A 15,839-nucleotide genomic window follows, 5' to 3' on the forward strand; every position below is an offset into this window, starting at 1 on the left:
TCACTTGTCCTCTGGGACCGCCGCCGGAAAACCTGCGGCGCGTAGAGTGGGGTTGGTCAGGGGCTGAAGGCCGGGCACGGCTGCGGCTTTCGCGGCGTTCTTCGCCTCCGCTTGAACCTTGGCTGCGCTGTCGCGGTAGGCCTCGCTCACCTTAACCTGCGCCGCCGCTTGAGCACCCATGCTGGCTTTGCTCTCGACCGACAGCCCGCTTTGCTTCACCGCCGATTCCGACGATGTCGTCTCGCCGTCGCTGGCGGCGCCCGGCATGGTGTCGCCTTGAGAAACTGTGCCGCCACGGCGCCCATCCGCTAGCACCGGCTCCGAAGCGGTCGGCCCGCTCACCGGAGCGCCCGCCGCAGCACGTCCCGTCTTTGAAGCGGAAGCCTTCGCGCTCGAGGCGGCCTGCTCGGCTCGCGGGGTCAGCCGTTTCGCAACGTCCGCCTTTATCTCTGCTATCGGATCGACCGCCCGGGCCCGCGCGGCCGCGACGATAGCGGGATCCGGCAGGTTCGGGTCGAAGGCCGCCACGTCGACGACACCTGGTGCCGCACGGTCGACAGCATCGGAGAGGCTCATCTCGGCAGACTGTGGCCCAGCCGAATTCTTGTCCGGAATCGGCGTGGCGTCCGCGAGCGCCTGCGCTTGCCATTCCGACTGAACCACCGCGCGAACCGCGCTGGCCTCGTGGAGGCGGCCGCGGTCGTCGATGTAAGGCTGGAATACTATTCTAAGCACCTTTTCACGCGTCCGCGGCGCTGCCGCTTCCGTGAGGCTGACACGGGGCGGAACCAGCGCCGTGCGGGCAGCGCGCGGCTGCCGCTCCGGCTGCGGCGCCTGATAGGGACCGGCCGGTATCATCACATCGCCGGCGTCGCCCGAGATGATCGCCAGCGCACGATCGTCGATCGTCGACGACGGCGCGCATACGCCTTCGGTCCCCTGCCGCATTGGGTTGGTGCGACATGGGTGCGCATAGGACTGTCGATCCTGTGATCACCGGCGATCCGATGCCCTGTGTGGCAAGCAGACGCTGACGCTCATCACGGTCTCATTGCGCACATCATCGCCAAACATTGGATTACGCCAACTTCGCTGGCCGCCGGTCCACCGAGTTCAAGAGCAGCACAAGCGATGCTGCTAGGAGAACGGCATCCTTGAGCAGGAACTGGCCCGGTGCTGCCGAAATGGCAGGGAAACCTCCGGCGCTTGCTTCCGCGACCCCCGGCGTGGTTACGAAAAATGTTAGCGTAGTGAGGTAGGTGGCGGCGGACATCAGGGCACCAAGTGCGGAGAAAATCGGCCGAAACGCGCCGAGGGTGAGGGCCGCGGCCGTCGAAAGCTCAATGACACCGACGAAGTAGCTCTGCCCCTGCGTTCCGAACATACCAAGCCAGCTCATCAGCGGGCTGTGGCCGATAAACGGGGCGATCCCCTCAGCCTCGTAGATGGTGAACTTCATGCCACCGAACCATAGAAAGATCAGGACGAGCGCCCACCGCAGCAGCGCCAAATCCCTTCGATTCTCCTCGGCAACATGAAAGCGATAGCGGTTCAGAAATTGCATTCGAAACTCCTTGGGAAATAATGCCGATTACGGAAAAGACGAGAGAATCAATGGCGTCGCGTGCCCATCGGGCAGCCTAGGCACCGTGCCTGATCACAAAAACGACACGTCGACACGGCGCTCTGTGGATCTTCGAGCAAGGAAGTGAGGATGGTGTCCGCGATCCGCTCCAGAATGACGCGGTCGCTGGCAGTGACCCGAACCAACAAGCCGGCCACCGCTGCATTCCTCAGGCCCAGAAGCTTGCTTCGTTCAGCCTGGCCGCGCCTCGTTAGCGTGATATGTGCCACGCGGCGGTCAGACGGCGACTGCGACTTTCCCACAAAACCTTGGTCATCTAGCCGCTCAACGACGCGGACCGCCCCGGCATGCGAGAGCCGTAGAATCCGGCTGATCTGATCTATCGACATCCCTGGCTCATGACCGATCGCTATCAGCGCGGCGGCAGTTTCCCCTCCCGCGGTAAACGCTTGGGCGATCGCAATCCGCACCCGATCAGAGACGGCCTGAGCGAGTGCGCCGAAGACGTTAATCAGTCGATCTGAAGGCTCGTCCATCATCATCATGACTCGACAAGGTATATGCGTCACGCATACACATTCAACTGATCGCTGTCGAGGTTTGACGCGTGCTTGTTTCTCCGGCTGCGCGGACCGCGTCACCGCCGATCGGGCTGTAAGGTCGCAAAGCTGCTGCGGCCGTGACGACGCCCGAGCCTAATGTTGGCAGTTCTTACCTCAGCGCGTTGTCGTAGAAGTCAGCTGTCCAGTTTGGCCAACTCAAGTGCCGTATCCGCCATGCGGGTCGCGAAGCTCCACTCATTATCGTACCAAGCGAGAACGCGAACCAATCTCCGGTCGACAACGTCGGTCTGTGGCAGCGCGACGATCGACGATTCGGTCCGATGGCTCAAATCGATTGAAACCAGCGGCTCGGTGGTGACGGCGAGCACGCCCTGCATTGGCCCATCAGCAGCATGCCGAATGGCCTCGTTTACTTCCTCCACGGTGACGTCGCGCATGGATGAGACAGCCAGATCAATGACCGACACATTAGGCGTGGGAACACGGATCGAGGATCCGTGCAGCTTGCCCTTCAACTCCGGCAATACACGGCCAATGGCATTCGCCGCGCCTGTCGACGTCGGTATCATCGAGAGTGCGGCTGCGCGTCCTCGATATGGGTCGGTGTGGACGGCATCTAGCGTGGGCTGGTCACCGGTGTAGGCGTGGACCGTCGTCATGTAGCCACGCTCGATACGAAACAGATCGTTCAGGACTTTAGCCACAGGTGCTAGCACGTTGGTCGTGCAGGACCCGTTCGAGACGATTACATCCTCGGACGTCAACGTCTCATGATTGACCTTAAAAACGATCGTCTTGTCGGCTCCTTCGCTGGGCGCAGAAACAAGGACGCGCTTGGCGCCGGCGCGAAGATGCGCGCTCGCCTTTTCCTTCGAAGTGAAGAATCCGGAGCACTCCAGGGCGATTTCGACGCCGCACCGCTGATGAGGCAAATTCGCAGGGTCGCGCTGGTTGGTTACTTCTATTCTTCCGTAGCCGACATCGATCCAGTCGGCGCCAATTTCGATCTCACCCGGAAAGGGGCCGTGAACGGAGTCGTATTTTAGAAGGTGGGCCAAGGTGCCAACCGATGCGAGGTCGTTAATGGCAGCCACTTGGATGTCCTGACGGCGAAGTTCCACAATAGAGCGCAACGTCAGTCTACCAATGCGTCCGAAGCCGTTGATCGCAACCCTGACTGTCATGCGCATTTGCCTTCCGTTGACGAGGAATAATCGCTGGAAGCGGGCATAGCCTCGCCACCGTTTGCAAGAAGTTCGAGACTCAGACCGCCGCGATATGTATGCGTGGCGCATATACATATCGGCCGGTGACGAGCGGGTCAACGTGCCAAGGGGAAAGAGCACGTCAGGCGTCCGCTCGGCGGCTGTTTCAATATCATCGCTGGGAGCATGCGGTACGCTAAGTGGGCACTCGAGTGCAGAAGGGAAACTTGGATGGTGCCTGACCTCGAAGCAGAAAAGGCACTCGCGGCCAGACGAGCGGTCGACGAGGTCCAGGACGGCATGATCGTCGGTTTGGGGACAGGCAGCACGGCGACCTACGCGGTAAAATGCCTGGGCGAACGGGTCGCAAACGGGCTCTGCATCAAAGCGGTCGCGACCTCGCGCCTGACCGAAGCTGTGGCCTTCAAGGTGTCTGTACCGCTTATCCCATTCGGAGGTGTCGGCTCAATCGACCTCACCATCGATGGCGCCGACGAGATCGATCCAAGTTTGCACGCGATCAAGGGCGGAGGCGGTGCCTTGCTGCGAGAAAAGGTCATTGCTGCTGCATCGGCTCGCGTCATAGCCGTGGTCGATTCCAGCAAGTTTGTAATGCGCCTCGGCCGCTTTCCGGTGCCGGTGGAGGTGTTCCCGTTCGCGACGGATTTCGTAGGAGCGCGCCTCGCTGATCTCGGAGCTCCGGTTTCCCTCCGGATGTTGGGCGATCAGCCGTTCTTGACCGATCAGGCCAACCACATCCTGGACGTTGCGTTTGGGTCGATCACGGACATCCGGCAAACCGCATTGGCAATCGCAGCCATTCCAGGCGTTGCCGAGCACGGCCTTTTCACCTCCGAAATCGATACCGTGATCATCGCTCGCGCCGACACGGTCGAGTTCCGACATACGGATCGTTCGTGATCCCTGCCCCACGGCTTCCGTCGGAGGCTCTCACCGCCGCGTCTCGATGAGGTGAGGCAAGTCCGTGCGAGGCGGAGCAATTACATAGCTGTCATAGCCACAGCGTATCGTGCTTTTAGGCAGCTCGTCGCAAAATCTCTCACGCCCTAAGTCGCATATATCGCGTAAGTCGCTGATATTGGGCACCTTCCTCGGTGTCCTGTTGTGTGGATTGGCGTGTGCCAAAGCTTGCTGTCTATGCGCCACGCACATATAACGGTGCGAATGGATGAATGTCGAGACCGCAACGTGTTCGGTGCGTTCGCGCTTATGATTAGCGAGAACATCGTTCGCGCTAGTTCGTCGCGGGCGCCAGAAGAAGGATCTGCCGCTTCGGCGCTAGCGCTGATCGCGCATAAGCCCGGACTCTCGGTGCGGATGCTTGCGGTCGGGGTGGGCTTGTCGCACGCGGCGACGGTCCGCCTTGCGGATCGCCTCACTACACAGGGGTTGGTTGAGAGCCGGGCGACCTCGAGCGACGGGCGGGTCCGTTCCCTGTATCTGACACCGGCAGGGCAGCAGGCCAGTGCTGCGGTCCTAGCAGCGAGGGATGAAGTCATCGCCGAGGGGTTGTCGATCCTCAACAAGGGCGAGATGAAGTTCTTGACCGACATCGCCGAGCGCGTCCTCCGCGACCGCCTGGAGAACCTTGAGCACTCGTACCGCATCTGCCGCCTGTGCTGCTATGAAGGTTGCACCGACTGTCCGATCGACGCTGAGCTCCACGAGCGAGGACAGGATCGCGAGTAAGAGCCACGCTCAACTTCCTCCGGCGATACCGGCTCAGTGCTGCGCGATAAGGTAGGCGGCCAGAAAGCCGAGCACCGTAATCAGGCCTATGAAGGGGGGCGCATTCTCGAACGCTTCGGGGATCATGGCTTCGGCCAGCATTGCTAGTACGGCACCCGCCGCGAACAAGAGGATCGCCGGCTCCTGCGCCGATGCCGGGCCGAGCAAAATGTTGCCGATGCCAGCGGCGACCCCAATGAGCAGCGGTATCCCCAGCCAGACCGTATAGACGTACCGACGGGAACGACCGGCCTGTTTCATGCCCGAGGTACTCGACAGACCCTGTGGCACGTTCGCTAGGAAAAAGCCGGCGATCACGGCCAGGCTGATCGCACGGCCGCCGGCGACCGACATCCCGATCACGAGAGCCTCAGGGATGCCGTCAAGCACACTCCCGACGGCGATTGCAGATCCACTGCCGTGAAGCTCCGCCTCGGCCGGCTGCTCGACGCATTCGCCGCAGCGCTTCCGGTTCTTCGCACCACGGCGCGCCAGATACCAGTTTATGCCGCTGAAAACCGCAGCACCTACAGGCAAGGCAACGGTTGGCCATAAGGCCGCCCCGGCCGAATCTGGTCGGACGACAAGTTCAGTGGCTATAACGGCAAACAAGACGCCACCACCGAAGCCCATGACAGCCGCAACCATCCGATGGCTGAGCTTGCCGAAGAAAACGTCAGCCACGATTGCGCCCAGGAGCAAGCCGCTTCCGGACACCAGGCCCCACAGTCCGGCTGTGACGTAAGCCGGCATCGGGATAACAGGAAGGTCCATATGCGCTCAGCTCCTTTCTGAGGATGTCGGCGCGCTCAATCGATTGCTTGCGCATCTGTTGGCAGTGAGACGGGCGAGCGTCTCTCGGTGTTGCCCCATCCTCACCGATCTTTATCCAGGCGCCAAGCGGGACGTGCGAAGTGACAGCTGTATCCCCTCGGATACCGCAGCAGGTACTTCTGATGCTCCGGCTCCGCTTCCCAAAACGGCTCTTCGGGGTTGATCTCGGACAAGACCGGGCCAGGCCATCGACCAGACGCCTCGATCTCGGCGATCGTCTCCAGCGCGACCTCCATCTGACGCTTGTCGGTGTAGAAGATGGCGGAGCGGTAGCTCGGGCCGACATCGCTGCCCTGTTGCTCATACGTCGTGGGATCATGAATCTGAAAGAAAAGCTCGAGCAAGGAGCGATAGCTCAGAACGGCGGGGTCGAAGACCACCTCCACCGCCTCCGCATGGCCATGATGATCATCGTAGGTCGGGTCCGGTGTCTCACCGCCGATGTATCCGACCCTTGTCGAGATGACCCCTCTTCGCTGGCGAAGCAGATCTTCCATGCCCCAAAAGCAGCCACCGGCGAGTATTGCTCGCTCCGTTCGCTCACTTGTAAATCGACCATGGTCTCCCTGTTTGGACACCATGATCAAGCTGCCGGCTCGGAACCCGGTTTGGATTCGGGTGAGTCAACGAGCTCGGTTTGAACATCCGATCCGCGGATGAGCGTAAGGTCGACGGGGCAGCGATCGGCGATTTCGAGTATGCGCGCGCGCTGCTCGTCATCCAGAGGCCCCTCGAGCACAATCGTTCGCGTGAACCGGTCGGGCGGCATCATGTCCGCCACCTTCTTGTGCTCGACCCTCGTGCTCGCTCGTTCGAGCGGAAAGCCCTTTCGGTTCGCATACAGGCGCATCGTCATCACAGTGCAGGCAGCCAAGCCGGCCGAGACCAGCTCATATGGCGACAAACCGCTTCCGAGCCCGCCTACGGATGTTGGCTCGTCTGAAAAAATCGAATGCTCGCCGCTGCGGACCTTGAGTTGAAACTTGCCTGCCAACGTTTCGGTGGCTTCGACCCCGTCCGCAGCCTCGACCTGGGAAAGGTCGGGCATAAGGGGCGGCAGGTAGCGATTTGCCCAGGCCGCCACCATCGCAGAAGCGAAGTTCGCGTCGGCGGCCTCGGCGAGAAGGTGATCGGCCGAGTCGAGCGAGACGAAGCTTTTCGGGTGGCGGGCAGCGCCGAAAATACGCGACGCATGCTCGATCGCGACAACCTGATCGAGGGGGGAGTGGAGAACGAGCAAGGGACGACGCAGCGCAGCAACTGCCTTCTCCACATCCACCTCCTCAACGGCGTCGATGAAGCTGCGACGGATGAGAAATGGCCGGCCGGCGATCTCGACCGACGCTTCGCCTTCACGCCTGATCGTATCGAGATCGTTGGCGTCGAAGATTTTCAGGATATGCTGGAGCTCCGCCGGCGCCCCGATGCTAGCTACGGCTACGATATCTGGCAGGTCGACCGCCGCTACGAGTGCGGCAGTTCCACCGAGGCTATGCCCCACGAGAAGAGAGGGTGTCATTCCCGCCGCCGTCATGGCCTTCGCGGCGGATTTCAGGTCCGTCACGTCCGAGGCGAAATCGACTGCCTCACCCTCGGACCCGCCGATCCCGGTACCAGCAAAGTCAAATCTCAGGACGCCAATGCCGGCCCGCGACAGCGCGCGGGATATATGGACAGCCGCTAGGCTGTCCTTACCGCACGTGAAACAGTGAGCGAAGATCGCCCATCCACGAGGGGTGCCTTCCGGCGCCTCTAGAACCCCGGAGAGAAGCTTGCCCTCTCCGCCGTCAAATGTGAACGAAGTACCCCGCACGTCGATACCTCCCAACATCCATGAGCGCCGTTTCGACGAGAACCGGCGCTCACCTTCGCCGATCAACGATCTCCGCCGGCCCGGTAGCAAGACGATTGTCATCGCCTCGCACGCTATCGTGAGCCAGGCAGCATCAGGCATCGGCGCCCATCACCACGATCCCGTGCTTTTATATGCGTCACGCATATAGACAAGTCCAAACTCGAAAACTATATGCGTCGTGCATACTTCTCCAGCGTGTCTGTCGAAGACGGTCCGCGGGATAGCGTGCGACAAACTCACGGGCCGAGGGGTGATGGAACTCAATCAGGTCAGCTATTTCATAAACTTGGCTGAGACGCTGAACTTCACCGAGGCGGCTCGGTTGAGCGGCGTGTCACAGCCGAGCCTGACTCGTGCCATCCGTCGCCTGGAAGACGAACTCGGCGGTGCGCTGATCTATCGGGACGGGAAGAACAGCCGGTTGACCGGTCTCGGCCAGGACGTTGAAGCAGAATTTCGCCGAATGCTTTTGGCGTTGAGGAGCGTGCGTGATCACTCGGAGAACTGGACGATGGGGCGGCACCGAGTGCTGGACATCGCCGTCGCGCCGACGATCAGTCCGAAAGCGTTCGGCACCTTTTTCGAAAGTGCCTTGGACAAGGTCCCATCCATAGAGATCAGGTTGCATTCGCTGCAATCAGGCGAGGATTCATCGGAGGTGTTATCCGGCAAGTATCACGCTTGCATCCTCCCGAGGGAGGTCCGCCCCGACCGAAAGCTGGATGTCCGTCCTCTTTTTCGAGAGCGCTTCTTACTCGCCTGCGCAAGTGAGCACCCATTGGCAACGGCAGCTATTGTTTGTGGAGAGGACTTGGCCAGATACCCGCTGGTCGATCGCCTGAAGTGCGAGTTTCGCAGCCAGATACAAGAGCACTTTGCGCGCCGCGACGTCGTGATGCGCCCCCGCTTTCGTTCCGAAAGAGAAGATTGGGTTCATCGCATCGTCGCTGAAGGTCGCGCGATATGCATCGTCCCGGAACGATCTGCCGCAGAGACCGGCCTCGTTACGCGGCCTATCGAAGGCTTCACGTTGGAGAGGGAGGTGGTGATCGTGACGGTCTCCGGATCGACGGCTCCGGTCGAAATCCGGAAAATCGCGCAGCTTGCAGCGCGACATGAGTGGCAGTGAGCCACATCGAGCCAAGCGTCAGAGCTATGGAAACTATGCTCACGGCGTATTGGATAAGTGAGAGCGCGGCTGCGATAGTCGACTTGTGACAGTTCAGTCAGGCTGATCGTATTGCGCCTAATACTCTAGACTTAGCATTGGAGGTCTAATCATGAAGTTCGAGAAAACACAGACCGCGATCGATCGCCTTACCCCTGAGCAGCGTCGCATCACCCAGGAACATGGTACCGAACGGCCCTTCACGGGCGAGTACAATGACAACAAGGCGCCAGGCATCTACGTCGACGTCGTGTCGGGTGAGCCGCTGTTTGCTTCCACTGACAAGTTCGATTCGGGCTCCGGCTGGCCAAGCTTCACCAAGCCCATCATCCCGGCACACGTAAACGAAGTCCGGGACAGCTCGCACGGGATGGTGCGGACGGAGGTCAGGTCGGTTCATGGCGACAGCCATCTCGGCCACGTTTTCCCCGATGGTCCAGCCGACCGTGGCGGCCTGCGATACTGCATCAACTCGGCGGCGCTTCGGTTCATTCCACGCGATGAGATGGAAGCCGAGGGATACGGTGAATATCTCGATCAGGTAGAGGAGGCTTAACATGCATCAGCGCGCAGTTCTCGCTGGCGGCTGCTTCTGGGGTATGCAGGATCTAATCCGCAAGCAGCCGGGCATCGTCTCGACCCGCGTGGGCTACACCGGCGGCGATGTCCCCAATGCCACGTATCGAAATCACGGCACGCACGCCGAAGGAATCGAAATCATCTTCGATCCCGAGGTGACGAGCTACCGAAACATTCTGGAGTATTTCTTCCAGATTCATGACCCGACCACGAAGGACCGTCAAGGCAACGACCGCGGGCTCTCCTACAGGTCTGGAATCTATTACGTCGACGAGGAGCAGAAGCGCATCGCCGAAGACACGATCGCCGACGTGGATGCATCGGGGCTTTGGAATGGCAAGGTTGTCACGGAGGTCGAGCCCGTCGGCGACTTCTGGGAAGCAGAGCCTGAGCATCAGGATTATCTCGAGAAGCGGCCGGGCGGTTACACCTGTCACTTCGCGCGACCTGATTGGGTGCTTCCGAAGCGCCAGGATGCCTAGCGCATGCGAGGCGCAAGTTGCTGCACGAGCGGAATGAACGCGCAGCCCGCACGCCTTCAGAAAACTAAGCTGTTCCCTTCGTGGCCGCGTCGCTGTTCGATCCGGGCACGGAGGGAAGTATGATCTGGCATGCTGTCAGAATCGAATTGCCCCGAGGATCGCAGCCGGATGCCAGACCTCTCCTCGTTCCCGATCGCGCGGCGATGGCCAGCCGCGCATCCAGATCGCCTGCAGCTTTACGCGGCGCCGACGCCAAATGGCGTCAAAATCTCGATCATGCTCGAAGAGGTCGGCCTGACCTACGAGCCGCATTTCGTCGACATCTCGAAGAACGAGTCGAAGGACCCCGCCTTCGTATCGCTCAATCCGAACGGCCGCATACCAGCGATCATCGACCCCCACGGGCCAGGCGGCAGGCCGATCGGCGTGTGGGAGTCGGGAGCGATTCTGGTCTATCTGGCGGAGAAGACCGGCCAACTCATTCCGACCGCACCTGAAAGTCGATACGAGACGCTGGCCTGGGTGTTTTTCCAGGTGTCGGCGGTCGGTCCGATGTTCGGTCAGCTAGGCTTCTTCCTGCGGTCGGGGGGCCAAGCTTCCGAAAACGAGCGCCCTGTGCAACGCTTCGCGGGCGAGGCAAAGCGGCTACTCACGGTTCTGGATCGCCAGCTGGATCGGCGCGACTGGATCGTTGGCGACTATTCCATCGCCGATGTCGCGACGCTTGGCTGGGTGAACGCGCTCGTCACATCATATGACGTCGGCGGACTGCTTGAGTTCGAGACCTTCTCCAACATATCAGCCTGGCTCAAGCGCGGGCTCGCGCGACCGGCGGTGCAACGCGGTCTTCTCGTTCCGGAGAGAACTGCATGACCGTCATCGCAAGCTATTATTACAACGAGGGGAAGCGCGTAAGAGAGGTGGCGATCGATGAGCGCGTCGCGGCTGAAAAGAGCCGCTCAGGCTTTTGCTGGATCGGCCTGACTGAACCGACAAAGGATGAGCTTCACTCGCTTCAGAAAACTTACGGCCTTCACCCGCTGGCCGTCGACAATGCGATGCATCCGCAATGTCCCCCGAAGCTCGAAGTCTACAACGACGAACTCTATGTGGTCGCCAATACGGCCGAGCTGGATGGTGACCGGATACGCTACGGCAAAACAGCGATCTTCACTGGCCATAATCATCTGATTACCGTGCGGCACGGCACGCCTGGCGCATTGGGGAATCTCCGGGAGCAGCTTGAGGCGGCGCCAGCGCAATTTGGCAAAGGCGTTGACTACGTCCTGCACGCCATCCTGCATCGCATCGTCGATCAGTACCTGCCGATCTTCGAAATGATCGAAGACGACGTCCTGGCGATGGAACGTCGATCATTGGACGACTTCCTCGGCCGTGAAGAGGTCGCTCGTATCTTCGGCCTGAGGTGCGAGCTGACGAGGTTCCAGCGAACGCTGGGCGCAATGGCGGAATTGGTTCGCAAGCTCGTGCGGGGACACTATCCCTGCATCAGTGCCGAGGTTCGACCGTATTTCAACGATGTCGCGGACCATGTTTCGCGTGTGCAGGCGATGATTGATGGCCTCCTGCAGGTTCTATCCACCGTCTTTGAATTCAGCAGCCTGCTGGAGGCGCAGCGGATCGGAGTCATCACCCGGCAACTCGCTGCCTGGGCCGCGATCCTCGCCGTCCCCACGGCAATCGCCGGCATATACGGCATGAACTTCAAACACATGCCGGAACTCGACACGGCTTACGGCTACTTCGTCGTGCTCGGTGCCATGACGTTGATCTGCCTCTTCCTTTTCATGCGCTTCAAGAAAGCAAAATGGCTGTGAGGACCGCGTCCGGCACCTCTCGCGAGCACGAGCGAATCGACAGCGCAGACCCCGCTGAGAGTGATCGGGTCAAACGAGAAACAGAGGTGCATCCATGACAAGCCAAGTGACCGACGTCCTAGAGGCCGTGCAGGCCTTCGTCGCAAAGGGCTATGATCGCGAATATCGTGTGAAAGACGGGCGCCTGTTTGACCTCGAGCTTGGATCGACGCTGGATGCCTGCGCCGTACAGGTGGATGCCGCTCTGCGCCTGGAAAGTGGCGACGATGCGGAAGACGCCTCGAACATTTACGCGATCACCGATCCCGCAACTCAACATAAGGGACTGCTGATCGATGCTTTCGACGTTTTCGATGAGACATGTCACCGCGATCTGGCCGAACGTCTCCTTGAGCGCCGCGAAACGATGCCGACCGGTGATGAGGATGTTCCGAGCAAGCACGGCCTGCGCAAGGTTTACAAAGCCGAGTTCGACAGCGATCCCGAGCGTTACGTCCTGCGCGAAGGCTTCCCGGATTTTCCAGACTGTCCGTTTGGCGGGGCCTTCAGCATCCTTGGGTTCGACACCGCAGAACAGACCTACGTCTGGCTGGTCACGAGCATCATTCGCGACCCCCGACTCATCCGCATCCCCTATCAGGGCGAAGACGTCATCACAGACGAATAGTGCGGACGGCACGCAGCGCACCATCGTGGCTGTGGATGGTCTTCCAGTGAATTTAAACGAAACTCGACGAGGTGATAATGGATTGGAATAAGGGTCACGTCCGGGAAACGATGCTCTCGCTTGAAACGGCTGCCTTGCACAGTGCACGCGATCACTACTTGGACTATGTTGCCACCGCTCGTCTCGACCGGACTGAGACGATCGAAAACGACGAACAGGCGCAAGCCGAAGTCGCGAGCGACCTAGCGGAAGCGCTCGATGACACACTCGACGATTATGCCGACAAGCTCGACAGGCTCAGGTTGATCGACTTCGGACCGAAGTCCACTGTCGCAGAAGGCGCTCTGGTCAAGCTGTCGGGCCGCTACTTCGTGATCGCCGTCTCGACGAGCAAATTCGTGTGCCACGGGCAAGAGCTCATGGGGATCTCGACGATGGCACCGATCTATCAAGCCATCGAGGGCGCGCGAGCTGGAGAAACCGTACAGTTCAATGGTCGGGACCTTCTGGTGGAGGAAGTCGCTTAGGACGCCACCCCGGCATTCTTAGCGCGACGCGCTCTGGCCACTGTCTCTGGTTTGAATCATCGCGTCGAGCGACGCCGTGATCATCGGCGTGCTCGGGCAGCGGGTGGCCCTCGCCTCCACGGAGTGCTCCGGGCATCTACGGACAACGGCTAGCGCCGAGAGAATGGCCAGCAGCGCTGCAGCGTACAAGAACAGACCGCCGGGACCCGCAAAATTCATTGCGGCCCCACCGACCAAGGGCCCTATCGCAGTTCCGACACCGTTGAGCAGCAGAAGACCGCGCGCGGTGCCCAGCAGCCGACTGGCCGGGAGATCGTCGTTCGCGATGGCTGCGCATAACGAGTAGATTGGAATGCCGAATCCGCCAAAGAGCGCGCCTGCAGCGAGTAGCAGAGGTAGCGGAGCGGAGGCCGCAAACACTATGCCTATGGCAGCCGCCGCAGACGCCAGGGCAGCTCCGGCGATGATCAGATTGCGTGGTACCCGGTCAGAGAGCCAGCCAAGTGGCCATTGCAACGCGATGGTTCCCCCAAGGACAGCGGCCATGAAGGCGGAGATGCCGCCGACGTCGAGGCCGATCCTTTGGGCGAAAGTCGGACCCATCCCCCAGAACCCGCCGATGGCCAGTCCCGCCAGGAAAACGCCGACTGTCGCAAGAGGAGAGATCCTCAGGAGATCCCGGAAAGCGACGAAATCCTGTTCAACCTCGGTCGGCGGATGACCGGGCAGCAGGGTGATTGGCACCACGGCCGCCGATATCAGCACAGACCCGATCAGGAACAACGTCATACCGGCAGGGGGCGCGATATTGAGGAGCGCTTGCCCGAGGGCCCAGGAGCCCATGGAAACCACGCCGAAAATCGAGAGGAGCTGCCCGCGCGTCGACGGCAGCGCATGAGCATTGAGCCAGCTTTCGGTCGACAGGATCATGCCGGCGTAAGCAAGGCCGGTGATCATGCGCAGCGACATCCAGGCAAACGACTCGACCAGCCCGGCATGAAGGAGGGCCGTCATCGAAGCGATGGCTGCGAAGCCGGCGAACGTCCTCACATGGCCAACGGACGTGATAACGCGCGGCAGCAGTAGCGCACCGATGGTGAAACCCGAGAAGTAGGCGGACGTCATCGCGGCAATACTACCACTGGAGAATCCCGCCTGCCCCGCCCGGACGATCAGCAGGGTGCTGAGCAACCCGTTGCCCAGCAGGAGGAAGGCGACGCTCAGCAGCAGAGCCGCCACTGGCGCAAGAGCGAGCCCGCGGGTGCCCGCCGCCTTCATCGTATCCATCAAGTGGGTCATGTCCCACCCCGCCGGATGACCCGCTCAGGCCGATGGGCGACCCCGGCGATCATCCCCTCGCCCGCCTTCCGGTTGGAGACATCACCCAGAAGATCTCCGATTCTCGAACTTGTTGCGCACGTCGATCGGTCCCGTGGCGCCTACCGCACCCTTCCGGACGAAATCGGCCAGAAGCTTAGGCGAGCGGTGGATGACGACGGTCCGATGGCTGTGCCGGATCAGTCGCCGCGCGATGTTGACGCCCTTACGGTCGAGCTCAACGATGCCGATCTTATGTGCTGCTCCGCCTTTCATTACAGCGAGAGGGAGATAGCGGTTCTGAGCTCGTGACATCGGCGTCGCTTTGGACTTCATGAGCTTTTCGCGCGTCGCTGGTATTCGGCGGCACTGATGAACTGGTCGAACGCCTCGCACCAGATCACGACAGTAGTGTATGCGGCGACATCGATGTCGGGCGGGACCGGAACGATGAAGCCATCGAAGGTTTTCACGTCACCGACACGGCGCGAAAGGTGCTTGATCGCAAGGAACTCGTCCTTCGTGCCCGCGAAGCGCGGAGCGAGATAGAGCTTGTAATCCGGGCCAGGGGAGAGGTGGCCGATGTGCGCTACCCGGTCGCGCAACACCATCACGTTCCCGTCGCCCCAATGGACGAAGTCGCTGCCCTTCAGACGACGCTCGAACCGCCCGGTGTAGAGGGCCTCTTTCTCGGTCGATGCGAGAGCTGCTGCATCAGGCGGCGGCGGGGCCGTCAGGATCGGAAGAGCGTAGATGCCCGCAGCAAATCCCAGCGACAGCGTCGCAACATGGGTAGCGGCAAGGATGAGCCCTTGGCGCATCGCTCAAACTCGTTCCAGATGCGCCACCAGCTTGTCAGCATCGAGATGAAAATCTGAGAATATGACTGCTCCGCCGGCGTCTATCACGCTGAACCAGGGCGTCCCACGTGTGCGGTAATCCTCCATAAAAGTCGGAAGACGCGTTCCCTCCGGGATCGGATCATGGCCAAACGAGACAGGCAGATCATATTTCACCTGGTTCACTCGAAGCTTTTCGAAGGTGTTCTCATGCTCGCCCTCGAACACCGTCTGGATCACTGCAAAGCCGACTCCCCTTGTGGCCAGACTGGCATGGAGCCGCTGTAACGTAGGGAAACCGTGCAGGTGGCAGCCACGGCACCAGTGCTGAAACGCGAAGAGAATCTTCGGCCCTTCCCCCAGATCGGATAGCGTGACGGGGACGTCCAGCGGCGTGCCGTCAACGTCTATCCATTGCCTGACACGGAGTTCGGGGGCGGGTTGTTCGGCAGAGGTCATTGTAACCGTCATTGTCCTTCGGTTTACCGGTTGAGACTCACAAGTTGTTTTCGCCTCACGCGGCCGCAATTGTGTTTGCTCGGCTATTGCATATGACCTATCGCACCTGGGATCATTGCATCACCTTTTTCGGCATCGAGGCTGACTGGGGCGTCTCTACAATGCCGCCTGT

The 15,839-nt window shown here is 60.7% G+C and carries 20 protein-coding genes; 9 read left to right on the forward strand and 11 right to left on the reverse strand.

Annotated elements, in window-relative coordinates; translation table 11 throughout:
- The 4 genes from ACQKJZ_RS01580 to gap all read right to left on the reverse strand — a co-directional run bounded on the left by ACQKJZ_RS01580 (window position 1) and on the right by gap (window position 3,332).
- Entirely contained in the window at window positions 1-948 is a 948-nt protein-coding gene (locus ACQKJZ_RS01580) for a TraV family lipoprotein (protein ID WP_427729750.1), read from the reverse strand.
- A 130-nt stretch (window positions 949-1,078) separates the two neighbouring features.
- Window positions 1,079-1,564, reverse strand: coding sequence for a YkgB family protein (locus tag ACQKJZ_RS01585; RefSeq protein WP_010339797.1), 486 nt, complete (start codon window positions 1,562-1,564; stop codon window positions 1,079-1,081).
- Window positions 1,565-1,611: 47 nt separating this feature from the next.
- Window positions 1,612-2,130: a MarR family winged helix-turn-helix transcriptional regulator gene (locus tag ACQKJZ_RS01590; RefSeq protein ID WP_051125455.1), complete on the reverse strand. Its 519-nt coding sequence runs from the start codon at window positions 2,128-2,130 to the stop codon at window positions 1,612-1,614.
- 191 nt (window positions 2,131-2,321) lie between these two features.
- The gene (gap, locus tag ACQKJZ_RS01595; protein WP_010339799.1) at window positions 2,322-3,332 is read right to left on the reverse strand and encodes a type I glyceraldehyde-3-phosphate dehydrogenase; all 1,011 of its coding nucleotides are present in this window, start codon (window positions 3,330-3,332) and stop codon (window positions 2,322-2,324) included.
- Between the two features lie 255 nt (window positions 3,333-3,587).
- On the opposite strand from gap, the gene rpiA reads away from it, so the two are divergent.
- A complete protein-coding gene (gene rpiA, locus ACQKJZ_RS01600) occupies window positions 3,588-4,274 on the forward strand; it encodes a ribose-5-phosphate isomerase RpiA (protein WP_029548028.1) in 687 nt (228 codons plus the stop codon).
- 288 nt (window positions 4,275-4,562) lie between these two features.
- The gene (locus ACQKJZ_RS01605) at window positions 4,563-5,063 is read left to right on the forward strand and encodes a MarR family winged helix-turn-helix transcriptional regulator (RefSeq protein WP_234791931.1); all 501 of its coding nucleotides are present in this window, start codon (window positions 4,563-4,565) and stop codon (window positions 5,061-5,063) included.
- 33 nt (window positions 5,064-5,096) lie between these two features.
- On the opposite strand, the gene ACQKJZ_RS01610 is transcribed toward ACQKJZ_RS01605, so the two are convergent.
- From ACQKJZ_RS01610 to ACQKJZ_RS01620, 3 genes are all read right to left on the reverse strand, one after another.
- Window positions 5,097-5,876, reverse strand: coding sequence for a ZIP family metal transporter (locus ACQKJZ_RS01610; protein WP_010339802.1), 780 nt, complete (start codon window positions 5,874-5,876; stop codon window positions 5,097-5,099).
- A gap of 101 nt (window positions 5,877-5,977) precedes the next feature.
- Window positions 5,978-6,517 carry a peptide-methionine (S)-S-oxide reductase MsrA gene (gene msrA, locus ACQKJZ_RS01615; RefSeq protein WP_051125456.1) on the reverse strand — a complete coding sequence of 180 codons (540 nt, stop codon included), beginning with the start codon at window positions 6,515-6,517 and terminating at the stop codon, window positions 5,978-5,980.
- A 2-nt stretch (window positions 6,518-6,519) separates the two neighbouring features.
- The gene (locus ACQKJZ_RS01620; protein WP_427729751.1) at window positions 6,520-7,851 is read right to left on the reverse strand and encodes a bifunctional alpha/beta hydrolase/OsmC family protein; all 1,332 of its coding nucleotides are present in this window, start codon (window positions 7,849-7,851) and stop codon (window positions 6,520-6,522) included.
- A gap of 193 nt (window positions 7,852-8,044) precedes the next feature.
- On the opposite strand from ACQKJZ_RS01620, the gene ACQKJZ_RS01625 reads away from it, so the two are divergent.
- The 7 genes from ACQKJZ_RS01625 (at window position 8,045) to ACQKJZ_RS01655 (ending at window position 13,052) form a co-directional block, all read left to right on the forward strand.
- Window positions 8,045-8,920 (forward strand): LysR family transcriptional regulator, encoded by an 876-nt coding sequence (locus ACQKJZ_RS01625; RefSeq protein WP_010339805.1) that lies wholly within the window; start codon window positions 8,045-8,047, stop codon window positions 8,918-8,920.
- A 151-nt stretch (window positions 8,921-9,071) separates the two neighbouring features.
- Window positions 9,072-9,515 (forward strand): peptide-methionine (R)-S-oxide reductase MsrB, encoded by a 444-nt coding sequence (msrB, locus tag ACQKJZ_RS01630; RefSeq protein ID WP_010339806.1) that lies wholly within the window; start codon window positions 9,072-9,074, stop codon window positions 9,513-9,515.
- A 1-nt stretch (window position 9,516) separates the two neighbouring features.
- Window positions 9,517-10,020, forward strand: coding sequence for a peptide-methionine (S)-S-oxide reductase MsrA (msrA, locus tag ACQKJZ_RS01635; RefSeq protein WP_010339807.1), 504 nt, complete (start codon window positions 9,517-9,519; stop codon window positions 10,018-10,020).
- 168 nt (window positions 10,021-10,188) lie between these two features.
- Window positions 10,189-10,893 (forward strand): glutathione S-transferase N-terminal domain-containing protein, encoded by a 705-nt coding sequence (locus tag ACQKJZ_RS01640; RefSeq protein WP_010339808.1) that lies wholly within the window; start codon window positions 10,189-10,191, stop codon window positions 10,891-10,893.
- Entirely contained in the window at window positions 10,890-11,858 is a 969-nt protein-coding gene (locus ACQKJZ_RS01645) for a magnesium and cobalt transport protein CorA (protein ID WP_069335905.1), read from the forward strand. Before ACQKJZ_RS01640 ends, ACQKJZ_RS01645 begins: the two co-directional genes overlap by 4 nt.
- A gap of 94 nt (window positions 11,859-11,952) precedes the next feature.
- Complete coding sequence (locus ACQKJZ_RS01650; RefSeq protein WP_010339810.1) at window positions 11,953-12,525, forward strand: hypothetical protein; 573 nt, start codon at window positions 11,953-11,955, stop codon at window positions 12,523-12,525.
- Window positions 12,526-12,602: 77 nt separating this feature from the next.
- Entirely contained in the window at window positions 12,603-13,052 is a 450-nt protein-coding gene (locus ACQKJZ_RS01655; protein WP_069335904.1) for a hypothetical protein, read from the forward strand.
- Window positions 13,053-13,070: 18 nt separating this feature from the next.
- Here ACQKJZ_RS01655 and ACQKJZ_RS01660 read toward each other — a convergent pair whose 3' ends face one another.
- From ACQKJZ_RS01660 to ACQKJZ_RS01675, 4 genes are all read right to left on the reverse strand, one after another.
- Window positions 13,071-14,351 carry an MFS transporter gene (locus tag ACQKJZ_RS01660; RefSeq protein ID WP_010339812.1) on the reverse strand — a complete coding sequence of 427 codons (1,281 nt, stop codon included), beginning with the start codon at window positions 14,349-14,351 and terminating at the stop codon, window positions 13,071-13,073.
- Between the two features lie 81 nt (window positions 14,352-14,432).
- Window positions 14,433-14,705, reverse strand: coding sequence for a hypothetical protein (locus ACQKJZ_RS01665; RefSeq protein ID WP_010339813.1), 273 nt, complete (start codon window positions 14,703-14,705; stop codon window positions 14,433-14,435).
- The gene (locus ACQKJZ_RS01670) at window positions 14,702-15,190 is read right to left on the reverse strand and encodes a DM13 domain-containing protein (protein WP_010339814.1); all 489 of its coding nucleotides are present in this window, start codon (window positions 15,188-15,190) and stop codon (window positions 14,702-14,704) included. Before ACQKJZ_RS01670 ends, ACQKJZ_RS01665 begins: the two co-directional genes overlap by 4 nt.
- A 3-nt stretch (window positions 15,191-15,193) precedes the next feature.
- The gene (locus ACQKJZ_RS01675) at window positions 15,194-15,667 is read right to left on the reverse strand and encodes a TlpA family protein disulfide reductase (protein WP_010339815.1); all 474 of its coding nucleotides are present in this window, start codon (window positions 15,665-15,667) and stop codon (window positions 15,194-15,196) included.
- Window positions 15,668-15,839: the final 172 nt, after the last annotated feature.

Origin of the sequence: Sphingomonas sp. NPDC019816 (assembly GCF_050274375.1) — a bacterium.
Taxonomy (GTDB): domain Bacteria; phylum Pseudomonadota; class Alphaproteobacteria; order Sphingomonadales; family Sphingomonadaceae; genus Sphingomonas.

Bases quoted from the DNA above. Each gene is read 5' to 3' on its own strand.
- ACQKJZ_RS01580 (WP_427729750.1), bottom strand. From the start codon at position 948: ATGCGGCAGGGGACCGAAGGCGTATGCGCGCCGTCGTCGACGATCGAC.
- ACQKJZ_RS01585 (WP_010339797.1), bottom strand. From the start codon at position 1,564: ATGCAATTTCTGAACCGCTATCGCTTTCATGTTGCCGAGGAGAATCGA.
- ACQKJZ_RS01590 (WP_051125455.1), bottom strand. From the start codon at position 2,130: ATGATGATGATGGACGAGCCTTCAGATCGACTGATTAACGTCTTCGGC.
- gap (WP_010339799.1), bottom strand. From the start codon at position 3,332: ATGACAGTCAGGGTTGCGATCAACGGCTTCGGACGCATTGGTAGACTG.
- ACQKJZ_RS01610 (WP_010339802.1), bottom strand. From the start codon at position 5,876: ATGGACCTTCCTGTTATCCCGATGCCGGCTTACGTCACAGCCGGACTG.
- msrA (WP_051125456.1), bottom strand. From the start codon at position 6,517: ATGGTGTCCAAACAGGGAGACCATGGTCGATTTACAAGTGAGCGAACG.
- ACQKJZ_RS01620 (WP_427729751.1), bottom strand. From the start codon at position 7,851: ATGACAATCGTCTTGCTACCGGGCCGGCGGAGATCGTTGATCGGCGAA.
- ACQKJZ_RS01625 (WP_010339805.1), top strand. From the start codon at position 8,045: ATGGAACTCAATCAGGTCAGCTATTTCATAAACTTGGCTGAGACGCTG.
- msrB (WP_010339806.1), top strand. From the start codon at position 9,072: ATGAAGTTCGAGAAAACACAGACCGCGATCGATCGCCTTACCCCTGAG.
- msrA (WP_010339807.1), top strand. From the start codon at position 9,517: ATGCATCAGCGCGCAGTTCTCGCTGGCGGCTGCTTCTGGGGTATGCAG.
- ACQKJZ_RS01640 (WP_010339808.1), top strand. From the start codon at position 10,189: ATGCCAGACCTCTCCTCGTTCCCGATCGCGCGGCGATGGCCAGCCGCG.
- ACQKJZ_RS01645 (WP_069335905.1), top strand. From the start codon at position 10,890: ATGACCGTCATCGCAAGCTATTATTACAACGAGGGGAAGCGCGTAAGA.
- ACQKJZ_RS01650 (WP_010339810.1), top strand. From the start codon at position 11,953: ATGACAAGCCAAGTGACCGACGTCCTAGAGGCCGTGCAGGCCTTCGTC.
- ACQKJZ_RS01655 (WP_069335904.1), top strand. From the start codon at position 12,603: ATGGATTGGAATAAGGGTCACGTCCGGGAAACGATGCTCTCGCTTGAA.
- ACQKJZ_RS01660 (WP_010339812.1), bottom strand. From the start codon at position 14,351: ATGACCCACTTGATGGATACGATGAAGGCGGCGGGCACCCGCGGGCTC.
- ACQKJZ_RS01665 (WP_010339813.1), bottom strand. From the start codon at position 14,705: ATGAAGTCCAAAGCGACGCCGATGTCACGAGCTCAGAACCGCTATCTC.
- ACQKJZ_RS01670 (WP_010339814.1), bottom strand. From the start codon at position 15,190: ATGCGCCAAGGGCTCATCCTTGCCGCTACCCATGTTGCGACGCTGTCG.
- ACQKJZ_RS01675 (WP_010339815.1), bottom strand. From the start codon at position 15,667: ATGACCTCTGCCGAACAACCCGCCCCCGAACTCCGTGTCAGGCAATGG.